Origin of the sequence: Pigmentiphaga litoralis, from assembly GCF_014651835.1 — a bacterium.
Classification (GTDB): Bacteria; Pseudomonadota; Gammaproteobacteria; order Burkholderiales; family Burkholderiaceae_B; genus Pigmentiphaga; species Pigmentiphaga litoralis.
This window is the reverse complement of sequence record NZ_BMXQ01000001.1, coordinates 2,344,202-2,360,070: the sequence shown is the minus strand read 5'-3', so window position 1 is coordinate 2,360,070 and position 15,869 is coordinate 2,344,202. Positions and strand designations below refer to the sequence as shown.

General features: G+C 63.2%; 15 protein-coding genes. 9 read left to right on the top strand and 6 right to left on the bottom strand.

All coding sequences use genetic code 11. The features are described 5' to 3' along the window. Positions 1-303 precede the first annotated feature (303 nt). The 4 genes from IE116_RS10685 (at position 304) to IE116_RS10670 (ending at position 3,950) form a co-directional block, all read left to right on the top strand. A complete protein-coding gene (locus IE116_RS10685; protein WP_229828095.1) occupies positions 304-1,284 on the top strand; it encodes a Bug family tripartite tricarboxylate transporter substrate binding protein in 981 nt (326 codons plus the stop codon). Continuing rightward, positions 1,281-1,787, top strand: coding sequence for a tripartite tricarboxylate transporter TctB family protein (locus tag IE116_RS10680; protein WP_189612275.1), 507 nt, complete (start codon positions 1,281-1,283; stop codon positions 1,785-1,787). The genes IE116_RS10685 and IE116_RS10680 overlap by 4 nt, the downstream gene beginning before the upstream one ends. 2 nt (positions 1,788-1,789) lie before the next feature. Next, on the top strand, positions 1,790-3,289 hold the full coding sequence (locus IE116_RS10675; protein ID WP_189612274.1) for a tripartite tricarboxylate transporter permease: 1,500 nt from the start codon (positions 1,790-1,792) through the stop codon (positions 3,287-3,289). A 205-nt stretch (positions 3,290-3,494) separates the two neighbouring features. Then, positions 3,495-3,950, top strand: coding sequence for a DUF2934 domain-containing protein (locus tag IE116_RS10670; RefSeq protein WP_189612272.1), 456 nt, complete (start codon positions 3,495-3,497; stop codon positions 3,948-3,950). Positions 3,951-4,152: 202 nt separating this feature from the next. On the opposite strand, the gene IE116_RS10665 is transcribed toward IE116_RS10670, so the two are convergent. From IE116_RS10665 to IE116_RS10655, 3 genes are all read right to left on the bottom strand, one after another. Continuing rightward, complete coding sequence (locus IE116_RS10665) at positions 4,153-5,100, bottom strand: hypothetical protein (RefSeq protein ID WP_189612271.1); 948 nt, start codon at positions 5,098-5,100, stop codon at positions 4,153-4,155. Between the two features lie 263 nt (positions 5,101-5,363). After that, positions 5,364-6,014 (bottom strand): response regulator transcription factor, encoded by a 651-nt coding sequence (locus IE116_RS10660; protein WP_189612269.1) that lies wholly within the window; start codon positions 6,012-6,014, stop codon positions 5,364-5,366. A 284-nt stretch (positions 6,015-6,298) separates the two neighbouring features. Beyond that, entirely contained in the window at positions 6,299-7,372 is a 1,074-nt protein-coding gene (locus IE116_RS10655) for a LysR family transcriptional regulator (RefSeq protein WP_229828094.1), read from the bottom strand. Here IE116_RS10655 and IE116_RS10650 point away from each other — a divergent pair. Both IE116_RS10650 and IE116_RS10645 read left to right on the top strand, forming a co-directional pair. Next, positions 7,371-8,369 (top strand): Bug family tripartite tricarboxylate transporter substrate binding protein, encoded by a 999-nt coding sequence (locus IE116_RS10650; protein WP_189612268.1) that lies wholly within the window; start codon positions 7,371-7,373, stop codon positions 8,367-8,369. The two genes, IE116_RS10655 and IE116_RS10650, sit on opposite strands and share 2 nt — an antisense overlap. Next, positions 8,327-9,319: an alpha/beta hydrolase gene (locus tag IE116_RS10645; RefSeq protein ID WP_189612266.1), complete on the top strand. Its 993-nt coding sequence runs from the start codon at positions 8,327-8,329 to the stop codon at positions 9,317-9,319. The genes IE116_RS10650 and IE116_RS10645 overlap by 43 nt, the downstream gene beginning before the upstream one ends. Before the next feature lie 46 nt (positions 9,320-9,365). On the opposite strand, the gene IE116_RS10640 is transcribed toward IE116_RS10645, so the two are convergent. Then, positions 9,366-10,703, bottom strand: a complete 1,338-nt coding sequence (locus IE116_RS10640) for a hypothetical protein (RefSeq protein WP_189612264.1) — start codon at positions 10,701-10,703, stop codon at positions 9,366-9,368. 93 nt (positions 10,704-10,796) lie between these two features. On the opposite strand from IE116_RS10640, the gene IE116_RS10635 reads away from it, so the two are divergent. The 3 genes from IE116_RS10635 to IE116_RS10625 are packed head-to-tail and all read left to right on the top strand — an operon-like array spanning position 10,797 to position 13,758. Beyond that, positions 10,797-11,372 (top strand): MarR family winged helix-turn-helix transcriptional regulator, encoded by a 576-nt coding sequence (locus IE116_RS10635; RefSeq protein WP_189612262.1) that lies wholly within the window; start codon positions 10,797-10,799, stop codon positions 11,370-11,372. Between the two features lie 30 nt (positions 11,373-11,402). Beyond that, a complete protein-coding gene (locus IE116_RS10630) occupies positions 11,403-12,680 on the top strand; it encodes a Rieske 2Fe-2S domain-containing protein (protein WP_189612260.1) in 1,278 nt (425 codons plus the stop codon). Positions 12,681-12,729: 49 nt separating this feature from the next. Further along, on the top strand, positions 12,730-13,758 hold the full coding sequence (locus tag IE116_RS10625; protein WP_189612258.1) for a Bug family tripartite tricarboxylate transporter substrate binding protein: 1,029 nt from the start codon (positions 12,730-12,732) through the stop codon (positions 13,756-13,758). 21 nt (positions 13,759-13,779) lie between these two features. On the opposite strand, the gene leuD is transcribed toward IE116_RS10625, so the two are convergent. Beyond that, positions 13,780-14,424 carry a 3-isopropylmalate dehydratase small subunit gene (gene leuD, locus IE116_RS10620; protein WP_189612256.1) on the bottom strand — a complete coding sequence of 215 codons (645 nt, stop codon included), beginning with the start codon at positions 14,422-14,424 and terminating at the stop codon, positions 13,780-13,782. Next, positions 14,421-15,836, bottom strand: coding sequence for a 3-isopropylmalate dehydratase large subunit (leuC, locus tag IE116_RS10615; protein ID WP_189612254.1), 1,416 nt, complete (start codon positions 15,834-15,836; stop codon positions 14,421-14,423). The genes leuD and leuC overlap by 4 nt, the downstream gene beginning before the upstream one ends. Positions 15,837-15,869: the final 33 nt, after the last annotated feature.

The window sequence follows — 15,869 nt, the reverse complement described above, 5'->3', positions numbered from 1 at the left end:
TCCCCTTGACACTGGCCGCGCGCTGCCCCGTTCCGACAGACCCCTCACCAAGCCTCACGGCGCGTGAAACCGGTTGACCCCGCCCCGGCCCGATGGCATCTTGAGCGCAGCCGCAGCCTTCCGGTATTCGCTGCGCGCCGTGTCGGCAATGATCGCTACAAGCGAAGTCCGCAAGACGTCCTGCACGACACGAATGCACGCAGCAGACTATGGAAAACCATAGCTCGCTCTTTGCATTTCATAAAACTAAAATGCAATCTGAAGACGCTGCGCCCGGCGCATGCAACCCCTGGAGACCAAACCGTGAACTTCATCAAGAAACCCTGCGCCGCCATCCTTACGGCGCTGGCATGTTTCGCTGTCGCCCCGACCACCCACGCGGCTGACGCGTCCGTACCTCGTCAAATCAAGCTGACCGCGCCGGCGGCGCCAGGGGGCGGATGGGACGGCGCATCGCGTGCGCTCCAGCAGGTCCTGATGTCCGAAAAGATCGTGCCGTCGGTCCAGGTCGTCAATGTGCCCGGCGCAGGCGGCACCATCGGCCTTGCCCAGTTTGCCGGCGCGGCGCAGAAGGACGGCAACCAGGCGTTGATGATGGGGATCACCCTGGTCGGCGCGGTGTTGATGAACAAGGCGCCGGTGGGCCTGGACGCCGTGACCCCGATCGCACGGATCACGGCCGATCCGCTGGTGGTGGTCGTGCCCGCGCAGTCGCCTTACCGCAACATGGCCGACCTGGCCAAGGCCATCAAGGCCGACTCGTCGAAAGTCGTCTGGGCAGGCGGCTCGGCCGGCGGCGCCGACCACATCCTGGCGGGCCTCGTGACCAAGGCCGCGGGCGGCGACACCAGCAAGCTGAACTACGTGCCGTTCTCGGGCGGCGGCGAAGCCTTGGCGGAAATGCTGGGCGGGCGCGTGACGGCCGGCGTGTCGGGCTACAACGAATTCGAAAGCCAGATCAAGGCCGGCAAGCTGCGCGCCCTGGCCGTGTCCGGTGATCGCAAGGTCGAAGGCGAGGCGGCTGGCACCCTCAAAGAGCAGGGCCTCGATGTCGTACTGACCAACTGGCGGGGTGTCGTGGCCGGCAGCAACATCACCGCCGCGCAACGTCAGGCACTGGGCGCCGCCATTCAGCGCGCCGTCGCAACGCCCGCGTGGAAGAATGTCCTGAAGACCCGCGGCTGGGAAGATGCGTATCTGGATGGCCCGGCCTTCGGCGCTTTCCTGAAAGCCGAGCAGGAGCGCGTGTCGGCAGCGCTGACGTCCATCGGACTGGTGAAATGAACGACACACGGCCCGAATCGGTATTCGGATCCTGGCGCGCGCCGTTCTTCATTGGCCTAGGCCTGTTCGCACTGGCCGCCACCCTGTATATCAACGCCGGCGGCTTGCGGTCCGCCGGCACCATGGGGGTCGGTCCGTCGGCGGCGCTGCGGCTGGTGTCCGTGGCGCTGGTCGCCCTGGGCGTGGCGCATTGGGTGCAGGCGTTTACGCTGCGCCGGTTCGCGCCCCGCCCGACGGCGCCCGTCAACGTGCCGGCCCTGGCATGGTGTACGGGCGGCTGGGTGGCCGCCATTGCCTGCGTCGCCTTCAATGGCGGCTTCATCCTGGCGGCGACCCTCATGTTCGTCGCCGCGGCGCGTGCCTTCGGCAAGCCGGTAGGCGTTGCGTCGATCGCCCTCGGACTGGTGCTGTCCACGGTGGCCTCGCTGTTCTTCACACAACTGCTGTCGCTGAGCTTGCCTGAAGGCCTGGTCGAAGCGGTCCTGTATCGCGCGGCGGACTGACCATGGATACCTTGTCATTGTTGTTGAATGGCCTGGCGGTCGCCGCAACGCCGTCGAACCTGCTGTTCGCAGGCATTGGCGTGCTGCTCGGTACCCTGGTCGGCATTCTTCCCGGCATCAGTCCGTCCCTGACGGTTGCGTTGCTCCTGCCTGTCACCTTCCAGCTCGATCCCACGGGCTCGCTCATCATGTTTGCCGGTATCTACTTCGGCGGCATGTATGGCAGTTCGACCACCGCCATCCTGCTCAATACGCCCGGAGAGGCGGCATCGATCGCCACCGCCATCGAAGGGCACAAGATGGCACGCGCCGGCCGGGGTGGGCCGGCGCTTGCCACGGCCGCCATCGGTTCGTTCTTTGCCGGCACGTTGGCAACGATCGGCCTGGCCCTGGTTGCTCCGTGGCTGGTCGAGCTTGCCGTCCACTTCGGTCCATGGGACTACTTTGCGTTGATGATGCTGGCGTTCGTCACCGTGGCCGCGACCTTCGGGACGTCCGTCATGCGTGGCCTCACCAGCCTGGTGTTGGGCCTGACGCTGGGCCTGGTCGGCATCGACAAGCTGACGGGTCAGTCGCGCCTGGACTTCAGCGTGCCCGTGCTGCTCGATGGCATCTCGATCACGACGCTTGCCGTGGGCCTGTTTGCCGTGGGTGAAACGCTGTTCGTGCTGTCCCGCTTCAACGGTCAGGCCGAAAAGCTGATCCCGGTCAAAGGCTCCTTGTGGATGACGCGCGAAGACTGGTCCCGTTCGTGGAAGGGCTGGCTGCGCGGCTTTGCCATCGGCTTTCCGATTGGCGCGTTGCCGGCAGGCGGGGCCGAAGTGCCGACCCTGCTGTCCTACACCGTCGAACGCAAGCTGGCGCGCCATCCGGAAGAGTTCGGCCATGGCGCCATTGAAGGCGTGGCAGGGCCCGAAGCGGCCAATAACGCTGCAGCCACCGGCACGCTGGTGCCGCTGCTGTCGCTGGGCTTGCCCACGTCCGCCACCGCCGCCATGTTGCTGGCCGGCTTCCAGCAATACGGACTGGTGCCCGGACCGCTGCTTTTCACCACCAATCCCGAACTGGTGTGGGGCCTGATCGCCAGCTTCTTGATCGGCAATGCGATGCTGTTGCTGCTGAACCTGCCGCTGGTAGGACTGTGGGTCAAGCTGCTCGCCATTCCGCAGCACTGGCTGTATGCGGGCATCCTGCTCTTTGCGCTCTTGGGAACGCTTGCCGCCAACCCGTCTGCCGTCGAGCTGGGCATGCTGTTGATCTTCGGCCTCGTTGGCTACGCCATGCGTTACTGGGACTATCCGGTTGCGCCCATGATCGTTGGCCTGATCCTGGGTCCCATGGCCGAGATGCAGTTCCGTCGCGCCTTGCAGATCAGCCTGGGCGACCCACTGGTGTTCTTCACCAATCCGGGATCGGCCGTGCTGTTGCTGCTGGCAGTCGTTGCGTTGTTTGCACCGCTGGTATTCAAGGGCCTCCGGAAGTTCCAGGGAGCGGACGAGTAGGCCGGGCGGGGAAGAGTGAAGGGTGCCCGCCCTTCACTCGGACCGCAGTGCACCTTCCGACGTTACACACAGCAAAACGCCTGGCCACCTGCTGATGAGTTGCCCGCGGCAACCGATGGTAAGTGCTCCGTGAGTATTCTCTCCGAAAGCAGATACTCAGCATGCAGCAGTGCAGCTGCGTACTCACGCAAATACGAGGAAACCCATGTCTGAACGTTTGGTTGACGTGCTTGATAGCCACGGTAATGTCATTCATACCTTCCCGATCTCGCTCGGGGCGTCCGGCGAGCCTACGTCCGACGACGACTATCTGACCAAGGCACTGGAAGCCGCCGGACATGCCCAGCTGGTACCGGACGACGAGTTGGCCGGCCTGACGGCGCGAATGCATGTCAGTCGCAGCGGACAGATGGCACCCTACGGTGATGAGAATGATCCGAGCTCGCAAACGAACGCCAGTCTGGAGCAGGCCGTGCGAGAACGTGCCTACAAACTGTGGGAGGACGAGGGTCGCCAGGAAGGACGCTCGGAAGACTATTGGCACCTTGCGGTCGATCAGCACCTGCGCGAACGTGCTTACGTCATGTGGGAGCAGAAGGGCGGTGGCAAGGGGGATGCCGACAAGGATTGGACTCAGACCGAAAAGTTCGAGGAAGAATAAAAGCGCAAGGAAGTGGTCTTGCGCTTTCGCTTCTGCTTGGCGATGATCCCGGCGTTGTTCACCAGCACGTCAATCCGGCCGAACGTCTGGTCGATCTTCCATGTCGTGATCCTTCGCGTGATGGCTGTCGAGCGAGCAGGCTGATTATCCACCTGTCGACGTGGCAGACCTGGTGGTCAGGTCTGCGCGCTGCTGCTCCCAATTATTGAACCACCGCGCCTGCCTCAACCAGCGCCTTCAGAAACCCCTCAGGCTCCCACAGCAATTCAGGCATATACAGTCCGGGCGGCGGTGGCACTTGTCCGCTCAGTCCCAGAAGGGCGTCGAGCAACAGCACGACGCTGGCGCCGGTCAGCGCCGCCGTGCCTTCATCAAAGACAAGTGTGGAGCGCAGGTGCGAAGCACGTCCGGCCATATCGCCTTCGACCTCCACCATGATTTCGGTTGCGGCCTTGCCGCCGCAGCGCCGGCTTGACGACTCCGCGGTCACCAGGTCGAAACGGATATTTGGCGCACCCGTCCTGGCCTGCAGGCTGACCACATCGAACGAAGAGAATGCGCTGCCTGTCAGCCGTCGCCCGTCCACCGTCTCGATCTCGCGATGAACGGCATCCCCGGTCAACCAGACCCGCTTTCCCGCTTCAAGCGCCAGCGCGGCGGGGGCGGCTTCGTGCAGCCGCTCCATGTCTTCCAGCGCGGTGGGCCCCACGGAATCCTGATCGTCGACAAGCGCCCCCAGCGCGATCGAACGCACCTGATCGAAACCTTGCGCTGCCTTGGCCGCGAGGTGCACGGCTGCCCCGGCCATCCAGTGCGACGCCAGCACGACAGGGGCGCGAGGGCGGTGCGCAAACAAGGCCAGCTCGGACGCGACCTCAATCAGGCCGCTGCCGATGCTGGTGTACGGCACACCGCAGTCCTGGGCAAACCGCAGCCCGTTCAAGGCGGGATCGGGCACCAGCATGACGACCGCACCGACAGCCATATCGCGATCAAGTCCAAGCCGTGGCTGGTCGAGATCGATGGCAACGGCGCGGGCCAGGCCGGTGGACTCGGCAAGTTCGCCAGCCGTCTTCAGGTTGCGACCGCCAATGAGCACGGGTGCGTCGGGATACTGTGTGCGGAACCTGGCGATCGTTTGGCGTCCCACGCTACCGGAACCGCCTGCGAAAAGTACGGGTGCTGTCTGCATCGTTGCCATCCTTGATGTGAGTTCGAAGGAAAGGGTCCGCCATCTCGACGTGCGCGCGTGGCGATGTTGAGCAGGGCATCAACGTAGACCCAATAGAACCTACCATTGGTAATCAAGTTAAACTACCAATAGTAGGTTGGCAAGCAGAAGTTGCTACTCACTGCGACACACCGGAGACCGCGGCGGCAGCTGTGCCCGACATCGGCGCATGCCTGGACCGGCTAGACCAGGCCGAGCCGGTTGGCGTTGAACACCGCTTCGGCCCGGTTGTGCGCATGCAGCTTGCGATACAGCTTGTTGGCATGGCTTCTGACCGTTGCGACCGACACGCCCATCTTTTCGCCCACGGCCCGGGCATCCTTGCCAGCGGCAAGCATGCCGAGCAGTTGTCGCTGGCGCCCGGTCAGTGTTGGCCCGATCGGTTTGGAAAAAGACAAACCGCCATCCCCCAGCAGGGTCGTTGCGCTGCGCATTCCGGTCGGACGCGCGCTCGTCAGTGGGGGATAACAGCTGCCACCCACACGCAACAGGTTCATCGACGCGCGCATCACTGTAGGGGTTGCTGCCTTGGACACATAGCCTGCAACCCCCAGCTGCACCGCGCAGCGCGCGAACTCGGGCTCTTCCTGTTCATAAAGCGCCAGACTGCGGAGGGGCGCGTAGCGTTGCATGGTCTCGGCCAACACCGACAGGTCGTCCACAGCATTTTCCGAGCAGCCAAAGACAAGGAGCGTGGCGTGCGCGGCGTCCACGCCTTCCGGTGCGGCATCCCGACCCACCATGGTCAGCTTTCTGAATTCGGGAATCCCTTCCACCACGCGGCTGATGGCGTGCTGGACGCTTTGCCGCTGTTCGATTACGAGTACGTTCATTCACTTTGTCCTTATGAGCGCTCATGTCGGTCCATTCGGACCGGGCGCCAAGGGCAAACACACGATGCGCAATGACGCTCGTGGAAAGACCCGATTAAGGGGGCTCGTTGGGCGCATGTGCACGCCTGCATCGTTGACAAATCAACATCAACGCAACGGTGAGAATGGTATGAGGAATGTGACCGGCCGTAACTCGGGATTGCGGATGAGCCAGGAATGTTCCATGGACGAGATGAGAAGGGTTCAGTACACCTTGAGTAAGCCTGGTTAGCGCTGGGTGGGAGTCAGCCTGCCAATATCTCGCGAATCTGCTCACGTATCCATCGGTTCAACGGTGATGTGTGCTGACGTTTGGACCAGATCATGAAGCATTCGATATCGCGTAACGGCGCGGGAAGTTCGATCGTCGTCAACGGAAAGTGCCGGGCGTGCACCTGGGCCACGCGCCACGGCATTGTCGTGGCGTAATCGGTGTCGAGAAGCACATACGGCGTGATGCCGAAGCCGGACAGGTACGCGGAAAACGCAAGACGGTGCGGGGCGCCGAGAAGGCGATCGAAATTGGTTTCGCGGCCGTACATGCGCGCGAAAGCAAACCACTGGAAAGCCGAGAGGTCCTCGAGCAACAGACGCTTGCGATGCGCCATCGGATGGCGCGATGCGACGACGCACACCCGCCGGTCCCGGAACAACGACAGACTGTGGAACCGGGGCGGCACGTTCGCAAACAAGCCGATGGCGATGTCCATCCGTTCGCTGTCGAGATCATCGGGTTCGACATCTCCATGCACGGACTGGAATCGCACCACGAGGTTCGGCGCGGCGCGTCGCAGCCGTTCAAGAAAGGGGGCCACCAGCAGCAATTCGATGTGGGCGCCAGTACCGATGTTGACGACGCCCTCGGCACGCGCAGGCTCGAACGCCTCGGGCGGCGCCAGGGCGCTTTCGATGCGGTCCAGTGCTTCACGCACCGTGGCATGCAGCTCGAGTGCGCGCTCGGTCGGCACGAAGCGGCCTTTGGTCACGACCAGCAGCGGATCCTCAAGCAAATGCCGCAGGCGGGCGAGTTCGCGACTGATCGTCGGCTGTGTCTTGTGCAATTGCGCCGCTGCCGCCGTTGCGCTGCGTGTCTTCATCAACGCATCAAAGGTCAACAGCAGATTCATGTCGATGCGCCGCAGATGCGGGAGCTTCGACGTATCCCTGGGGTATGTGTCGGATTCATGGTTTCGGGAATCTATACCAAATCTGGTATGAACGCATTGCAATCCCGGCATTGGGCGCCTTGCCGCGTGGTCGGTATAGTCCGCCGGACCCGGCCGCGCTGTGACGAGCCGGGAATACCGGAGACCGATCATGTCCGCTTTGCTGCGTTTCCCCCCGCTGCGCGGGGTCGCCCTGGCCGTTGCCGCACTTGCCGTCACCCTGTCCACAGTGGCTCCGGCAGCAAACGCCGCGTCCTTCCCGGACAAGCCCGTCACCCTTGTCGTGCCGTATCCCGCAGGGGGGACGCCAGACATCCTGGCACGCGTGCTGAGCGAAGATTTGTCCAAGCGCTTCGGTCAGACGCTGGTGGTAGAAAACCGCGTCGGGGCAAGCGGCAACATCGGGGCGCAAGCCGTCGCGCGTTCCGAGCCCACCGGCTACACCTTGCTCATGTGCGCCTTTGGCTGCGCAGTGGCGCCGTCGCTGTACAAGCCCGCGCCCTACGACGTCGTCAAGGATTTTGCGCCCATCGTGATGGTCGGCACCGTTCCCAGCGTGCTGGTCGTCAATCCTTCAGTACCTGCAAAGACGGTCAAGGAATTGCTCGCCTATGCCAAAGCCAATCCGGGCAAGCTCAACTCTGCCTCGTCGGGCATCGGGACCTCGGCGCATCTTGCCACCGAATTGCTGAACACCAAGGCCGGCGTCAAGCTGACGCACATTCCCTACAAGGGTGCCGGGCAGGTTGCGGCCGATCTGCTGGGAGGCCAGGTCGACATGTACTTTGACAACCTGCCGGCGTCGCTGGCCAGCATCCGCTCAGGCAAGTTGCGCGCACTGGCGGTCGCGAGTGAACGACGGTCACCCTCCATCCCTGATGTACCGACCTTCGCTGAAGCAGGTGTGCCGGATTTCCTGATCACGCCGTGGTTCGGCGTCATGGCGCCAGCGGGCACCCCCAAGGCAGTGGTCCAGACGCTGAATGAGGCCTTCGTTGCCGCGTTGCGCACCCCTGCGGTCAGCGAGCGCATGCAACAGCTCGGCGTGGAGGTCGGACCCGGCACGCCCGAGGCGTTGGGTGCCTTCATTGCGGGCGAGGACAAGAAATGGAAAACGATCATCCAGAACAACGGCATCCGCGTCGAATGATCGAACCCGGCGCCTTTCCCCTGCGTTTGCGCGGCATGGGTGCATTCCATGTCGGCGGTCGCGAAGTCGAATTGTCGGGCTTGCCGGTGCGCGAACTGCTGATGGCGGAAGGCGGGCAGCCGGTCCGCATCGATCCGAACGGGCGCTACCTGGTCGAGCAGATGTACGCCCAGTACTTCCTGGCCGACCCGGACGCTGGCCGTCTTCCGCTGCTGCTCTGGCACGGTGGGGGCATGACGGGGGCAACCTGGGAAACCACGCCGGACGGGCGGCCGGGATGGCTGCACGAATTTCTTGGCTGGGGCCGTGACGTCTATCTGTGTGACGCGGTGGAGCGTGGTCGTTCGGGCTTTGCACCTGTGCCGCATGTCTGGCCCGAGGCACCGGTTATCCAGACCCCGTCCGATATCTACACGCGGTTTCGCATCGGCACCAAGGATCCGGACACCGGGCGGCTGCATCCATTCGCCGATACGCAATTTCCGGTAGCGTGCTTCGATGCGCTGGCGCGGCAGATGGTGCCACGCTGGACCACCACCGACGCCGCCGTGCTCGCGGGCTATCTGGCCTTGCTGGAGCGCACCGGACCCGCCGTTATCGTGTGTCACTCGCAGGCAGGCGTTTTTGCCTTGCGCGCAGCACACGCCCGGCCCGACCTCGTGCGCGCCGTGATTGCGCTCGAACCCGCCAGCATCCCAGCGCTCGACACCTCGGTCGCGAGCTACAACGTGCCCACCCTGGTGGTGCTGGGCGACCACATCGATACCGACGCGCGCTGGTCACGCATGGCGAAACGCATCCGTGACTTTGCCAAGGCCCATGTCGGCGTTGAGATCCTGTCGCTCCCCGATGTCGGCATGCGCGGCAACTCGCACATGTTGATGATGGATCGCAACAGTCTAGCCATCGCTTCGCGTGTGTCTGAGTGGCTGTTGCGACAGGGGGTATGACAGGGCGGCGGTGCTCGCTCGCAGGCCATGAAGCACGAAACCACCCTTACCTGTCGAAGTATCCCTGCTCGATCGCGCGCAACCACACTGGACCGATCACGCGGACCTGGCGATCGACAATGCTGTGATTGAACCCTTCGATCCGGGTCAGCACGTGCTTGCCAATGTACGGCGCCATCATCGTTCGCGCGGCCTCCATCGACTTGACGGGGTAGACCTCGTCCAGCGTGCCGTTCATGTCCCACACCGGCAGGCCCTTCAGCGCGGGTCCGGGCTTGCTGGTTGCCAGAATGTCGTCGAGGATCTTGTTGAAGCCCTGTGCCTTTGTCTCCGCCGGCACGAAGCTGGCTTTGTACAGACGCATCGCAAGCTCGGACAGCGCACCGACGTTGTAGAACATGATCGGGTCTTCCACGCCTTTGAAGCGCGGCTCCTTCAGGTTGCGTGCCCAGCGTGCTTCCTTCTGGTCGGGATCCGCGCGCTTGTTGTAGAACTCGAAATCCGCACGACCGCGGCCGCGTACACGCAGCGCCGACTTTTCATACGGCCAGTCCCAGCGGCCGCCCTCGACCGACCCGTAGTAATAGGCGACGCCTGGCGGCGATGAGCCCCAGTTGAGGTAGCCGTCGGGGCGGACGCGCTCGGCAAGCGGCCACATCAAGGCGCCGCCAGTCGAGAAGCCCCAGTACAGCACCATGGACTTTCTGCGCTCCGCCGCGGGCAGCGCGTGACGCAGGCCGGCTTCCAGGCCGTCAACCATCGCAACGGGCGTGGCCGCGACCATTTCGTTGAAGAGCTGCGTGCCTTCATTGGGGAAGCGCACGTATTCGCTTCCGCTGGAACTGGCCGTCGTCCCGGCGGGCTTGACCGTGTAATCCGACTTGGCCCAGTACGCCTTCTGGTGCTGCGAAAAGATAGGCATACGATCGTCGAGGGGAATCGTCTCCCACGATCCGCTTTTGTCGGGTGCAAAGAAATTCCAGCGACCGACGCGTGTCAGTGCGACGAACGTGACCCCGCGCTTGGCCAGCCATACACCGATGCCTTCCTTGCCTTCGTCGGTTTCAAGAAAGCCATTTGCGCTCGAGCTGCCTTCTTCCGTGGCGACCAGCACGACTTTGCGGCCCTTGTGCATCAAGGGTCGGGCCGGCTCCAGGCGCACGATCACCTGCGTGAACTGCATGCCGTTGGCGGTGAAGTCGACGTAGTCCACGGTCTTCTTGAACGGGGTTGATTCAGCATAGTCCTTGCCTTGCAGGATCTCGTTGACGTCGGCTTCGGGTAGCGTTCCCTTGTCGGAAGGCAAGGTCCAGGCACCTGCCATGCCCATGTAAACAGCGGATAGCACGGCGGCAAGCGCGCCGGCCACAACCTTCGATGTCATTGCGGTCGTTCCTTTGAAGTCAGTGGATCCCATAGTTGACAACTCAACGTTGAGATATCAACAATCTACACTTCTCCTGCATGTCATTGCCAGATGCCAGCCAAAAAAAACATTTCCGCAGCCTTGCGGACACCGCAACCGCTACCGCTTCGCACGCGCAAAGCGGCGCCGTCCGGCGGCAACCATGTCGACCCCGTGGTAGAGCGGCCGCTTCCGGCGCTCGCCGATGACTTCATGGGTTGGCTGATCACCAGCCTGTCGGTCCGCCTGAGCCAATGCGCGTCGACGTATTACATGCAGCGATGGGACATCGGAATGACGGAGTACCGGCTCATGATGGCCTTGGGCGTAGAGCATGAGTGCAGCGCCGCGTTCGTCGCGGCCGCCGCCGATGTCGACAAGGCTGCGGCCAGCCGCAGCTTGCAAGTCTTGAGTCAGCAAGGCCTCGTCACGCTGGCGCGTCACGGGCGCGAAATGACTATCAGCCTGACAAAAGCCGGCCAGTCACTTGCCGAAGATCTCCACACCGCCGCAAGGCAACGCGATGCGCAACTGACGCAAGGCATGAGCGCCGCGCAGGTCAAACGCTTGCGGGCCGACTTGCGCAGGCTGATCGAGAATCTGCCGAATCTGGGCGACGACCACGTCGACGCCGACCGCGTGGATTGACATCCTTCACCTAGACGAACGACCGGAATCATGCTCAGCAAAGAAAACAACGACCTGCTTACCCGCACCAACGCCGATACGCCGATGGGCCAGTTGATGCGCTGCTTCTGGACGCCGGCAATGACGGAAGCCGAAGTGCCGGGTGTCGACGAGCCCCCCGTCCGGCTGCAGTTGCTCGGCGAAGCGCTCGTTGTCTTTCGCGATACGCAAGGTCGTGTCGGCGTGCTCGACCAGCATTGCCCCCATCGCGGGGCCAGCCTGTTCTTCGGCCGCAACGAGGAGGGCGGTGTGCGTTGCGTGTATCACGGCTGGAAGTTCGGGGTGGATGGCGAGTGCCTGGACATGCCGACGGAAAGCGCGGACAGCCCCATGCGCTGCAAGGTGCGTGCTCGCGCCTATCCGGCGCGCCTGGCGGGGGGCGTGCTCTGGGTGTACCTGGGCGAGCCGGACAGGGTGCCTCCGTTGCCTGACCTTGAGTGGCTTGGGCTGCCGGCCTCGCATGTCTACGTGTCGCGTTGGGAACAGGATTGCAACTATGCCCAGGCCATGGAAGGCGAACTGGACAGCGCGCATGTGGGCTTCCTGCATAGCCTGGTGGACAAGACCCACGACGACGACCGCGCCCTGACGGGCCGATTCTTTCGGGACGACAAGGCGCCGCTCTGGAAAATCGTGCCGAGCCCGTCCGGCTTCATCGCCTGCAATGGACGCCGCGTCGAAGGAAGCCAGCGCTACTGGCGGTTGAATCAGTTCCTGCTGCCGTTCTACACGATGATTCCCCCTCATCCTGCGGAAGCCAGGCTGGTGCGCATGTGGGTGCCCATGAATGATGAACGTTGCTGGGTGCTCTGTGCCACCTTCCGTCCCGACCGGCCGCTGGACGAGAAGGAACTGAGCGCCTGGCGCAACGGCGAGTACGCCCATCGGAAGGTCATTGCTGGAACGACGCGCCCGGTGGAACGCCTCGACAACGATTACCTCATCGACCGGCATCTGCAAAAGACCGCCACCTTTACGGGCATCGCAGGCATCCGCGCACAGGATGCAATGGTCACCGAGTCTGCCGGACCCATTGTCGACAGGACACGTGAACATCTGGGGAGCAGTGACCGCGCGGTAGTTGCCATGCGCCGCCTGCTCATCGACGCCGCGCTCGACCATCAGGACGGCCGGCGCCCGGTCGGCCCCGCCATGCCGCAGCTGTACAGCGTCCGCGCCACGCAGGCGGTACTGCCCGACAGCATCGACCCCACGGATTCCGACGAACTGATGCGCACGGCACAGTGGCAGGACCTTCCGACTGCATAACCGTGGTCCGCCTGTCCGCATCTCTCTAATCAAAAAGACCACGAGACCCATGAGAATATTCCCGCGCATTCTGCACGGCGCTCCGGTGCCAGCCCGCGTTCTGTTGATTGTCGGCACCATTGCCCTCGGGGTGAGCACGGCACGCGCTGCCGATTCACCTTTTCCCGCGCAGCCCGTAAGCATCGTTGTTCCTTTTGCGCCAGGCGGAAGCCTGGATACGACAGCCCGCGTCATCGCGGAAAAACTGCGTGCGCAATTAGGCCAGCCGGTGCTGATCGTGAACCGCCCGGGGGCAGGCAGCGCCGTAGGTGCGCGCTACGTTGCGCAAGCCAAGCCCGACGGATACACCCTGTTCATTGCGTCGGGGTCTGCGTTCGGCTTCTTGAACCTGATCGTGCCGAACTTCAAATACACGCTGAAGGACTTCACGCCACTCGGGGGCGTTGCGATATACACCTCGCTGTTCGCAGTCACCGCGAGTTCGCCCGCAAAGACGCTGCCTGAACTTGCCAAGCTGGCGCAGGACAAACCCGGAAGCCTGAGTTTTTGTACGACGGGGGTGAGCGGCCTGAACCATCTGCAGCTGGAAATGTTCAAGGACCTGGTGAAGTCCAGGACAGGCAAGCCCTTGGACGTCATTCACGTTCCGTACAACGGCGTGGCGCCCGCGCTGACCGGCCTGCGCACGGGAGAGGTGCAGGCCTGCGCGCTGCCCTACAGTTCCATCGTGCGCAACTATGAGGGAAATGGCATCCACAACATCGCTGTGCAGCGACCCGAGCGAATCAAGGCGATGCCGAAAGTCTTGACCACCGGCGAGCAGGGCTTTCCGGAAATGGACAGCAACGAGCAGCTCGTGACGCTGTCCGCACCCGCCCGGACGCCAGCAAGCGTGATCGCCAGACTCGAAGATGCGTTGAGAACCGCAATGAGGGATGCGGACATCGTCAGGAAGTTGAATGAGCTCGATGTCCAGCCCACCTTCATTGGCGCAGCCGATGCCGGCAAATGGCTCGAAAAGGACGTGGCCAAGTTCAGCAAGGTGATCAAGGCTGCGGGACTCGCGGTCCAGGAGTAGCCGCGCAGCGCCGGTTCGTCCTTACCGAGAAGCCAGGCGTTGCCGCGTCAATGCGGCGACGTCTTTCAGCCACGGCTGTTGCTGCCAATGGGTCCTGGCAAAGCGATCGATCTCGTCGCGATAGGTCATCGACAAACCGATGTTGTCGAGACCTTCCAGGAACATCCGGCGATGCCGAGGCACCAGGTCGAAGCTTGCCTGCACGCTGCGGCTGCGCACCTGTTGCGATTCGATATCGATGATGATTCCGTTGTTGTCCGGATCGTCCGCATCGGCCATGAGTCGTTCGATCGTTTCCGGTGGAAGCGACACGAGCAACAGACGATTGTTCATCGCGTTCGAGTGAAAGATCTCGGCATAGCTTGACGCAACGATGGCCTTGATCCCGAACTGTTGCAGTCCCCAGACCGCGTGTTCGCGGCTGGACCCGCAGCCAAAGTTCGAGCCGGCGATGAGCACGGAGGCGTCGGCGTAGGCGTCCTGATTCAGGACGAAGCCGGGGCGTAGCTTGCCTTGCGTATCGAAGCGCAGATCGTGGAGCAGTCCTTCCTTCAGTCCCGCTTTGTCGATGCCGCGCAGAAACTGCTTCGGCATGATCTGGTCGGTATCCAGGTTCTCGATGCGAAGGGCTGCGGCGCGCCCCTCGATCCGCGTCGGGTGGGTCATTGCAGTTCCTTCAGTTCGCGAACGTCGGTGATGTAGCCGGTAACGGCGGCAGCGGCAGACATGGCAGGGCTCATCAGATGAGTAATGGCACCGCGGCCTTGCCGTCCCTCGAAATTGCGGTTGGTGGTCGACGCGCAGCGCACCCCTTCTTTGAGCACGTCATCGTTCATGGCCAGGCACATCGAACAGCCCGCGTTGCGCCACTCGAAACCGGCGTCCTTGAAGACGCGATCCAGGCCTTCGGCCTCTGCAGCGGTTTTCACGGCGCCAGATCCTGGCACGACCATCGCACGCACGCCGGCTGCCACGTTGCGGCCGCGTACGACCGCGGCTGCGGCGCGCAGGTCTTCGATCCGCCCGTTGGTGCAGGACCCGATGAACACATGTTGGATGGCCGTGCCTGCGATCGCATCGCCGGCTGTTAGCCCCGTGTATGCCATCGCCCGCTCCGCACTGGAACGCAGCGCACCGTCGCTCAGTTCGTGCAGTGCGGGTATCCGGCCGTCCACCGCGATGACCTGGTCCGGACTGGTTCCCCAGGTGACTTGAGGTCCGACCCTGGCGGCGTCGATATCCACCTGCGCATCAAAGGAAGCGCCGTCATCGGAATCCAGTGCTTGCCATGCTGCCAGGGCCGCGTCGCGGTAGGCGCCCGAAAGATCCGGCGCGCGTGACAGCACGTAGTCGATCGCCTTCTGGTCCGGGCTGATCAGTGCGCCGCGCGCGCCGGCTTCGACGATCATGTTGCAGAGCGTGAACCGCGCTTCGATCGACAGCGCATCGATTGCAGCGCCTGTGTATTCCACCACGTACCCTCTGGCACCTTGCGCTCCGATGTGACCAATGATTGCCAACACCAGGTCTTTTGCGGTGACGCCGGATCCCAGCGCGCCTTCGACATGAATGCGCATTGTTTTCGCGACGCGATAGACAAGCGTCTGCGTCGCCAGGACGTGCTCGACTTCTGTCGTGCCGATCCCGAAGCCCAGCGCGCCCAGCGCGCCGTAGGTCGTCGTATGGCTGTCACCGCAAATGACGACCATGCCGGGGCGGATCATGCCATGCTCGGGAGCCACCACATGCTCGATGCCCTGAAGCGCATCGTTCGTGTCAAACAGCGGAATGTTGAAGGTGTCGCAGTTCTTCTTCAGGTTGGTCGCCTGCAGTGCCGACGCCGGGTCGGCAATCACCCGGATCGTCCCGGGGTGGGTGGGGATGATGTGGCTGACCACGGCCACGTTCTGACCCGGCATCGCAACCCCTCTGCCTTCCTCGTACAGTCCTGCAAACGCCTGGGGACTGGTGTACTCGTTCATCAAATGCAGGTCGCAAAAGAGCAGGATGTTCTGTTCATCAAGGGTCGCGACCGTGTGGCCTTCGATAAGCTTCTGATAGAGGGTGCGTAGCTGCATGGGATGTCAGGTGAAGTGGGAAGGTGGATGGTC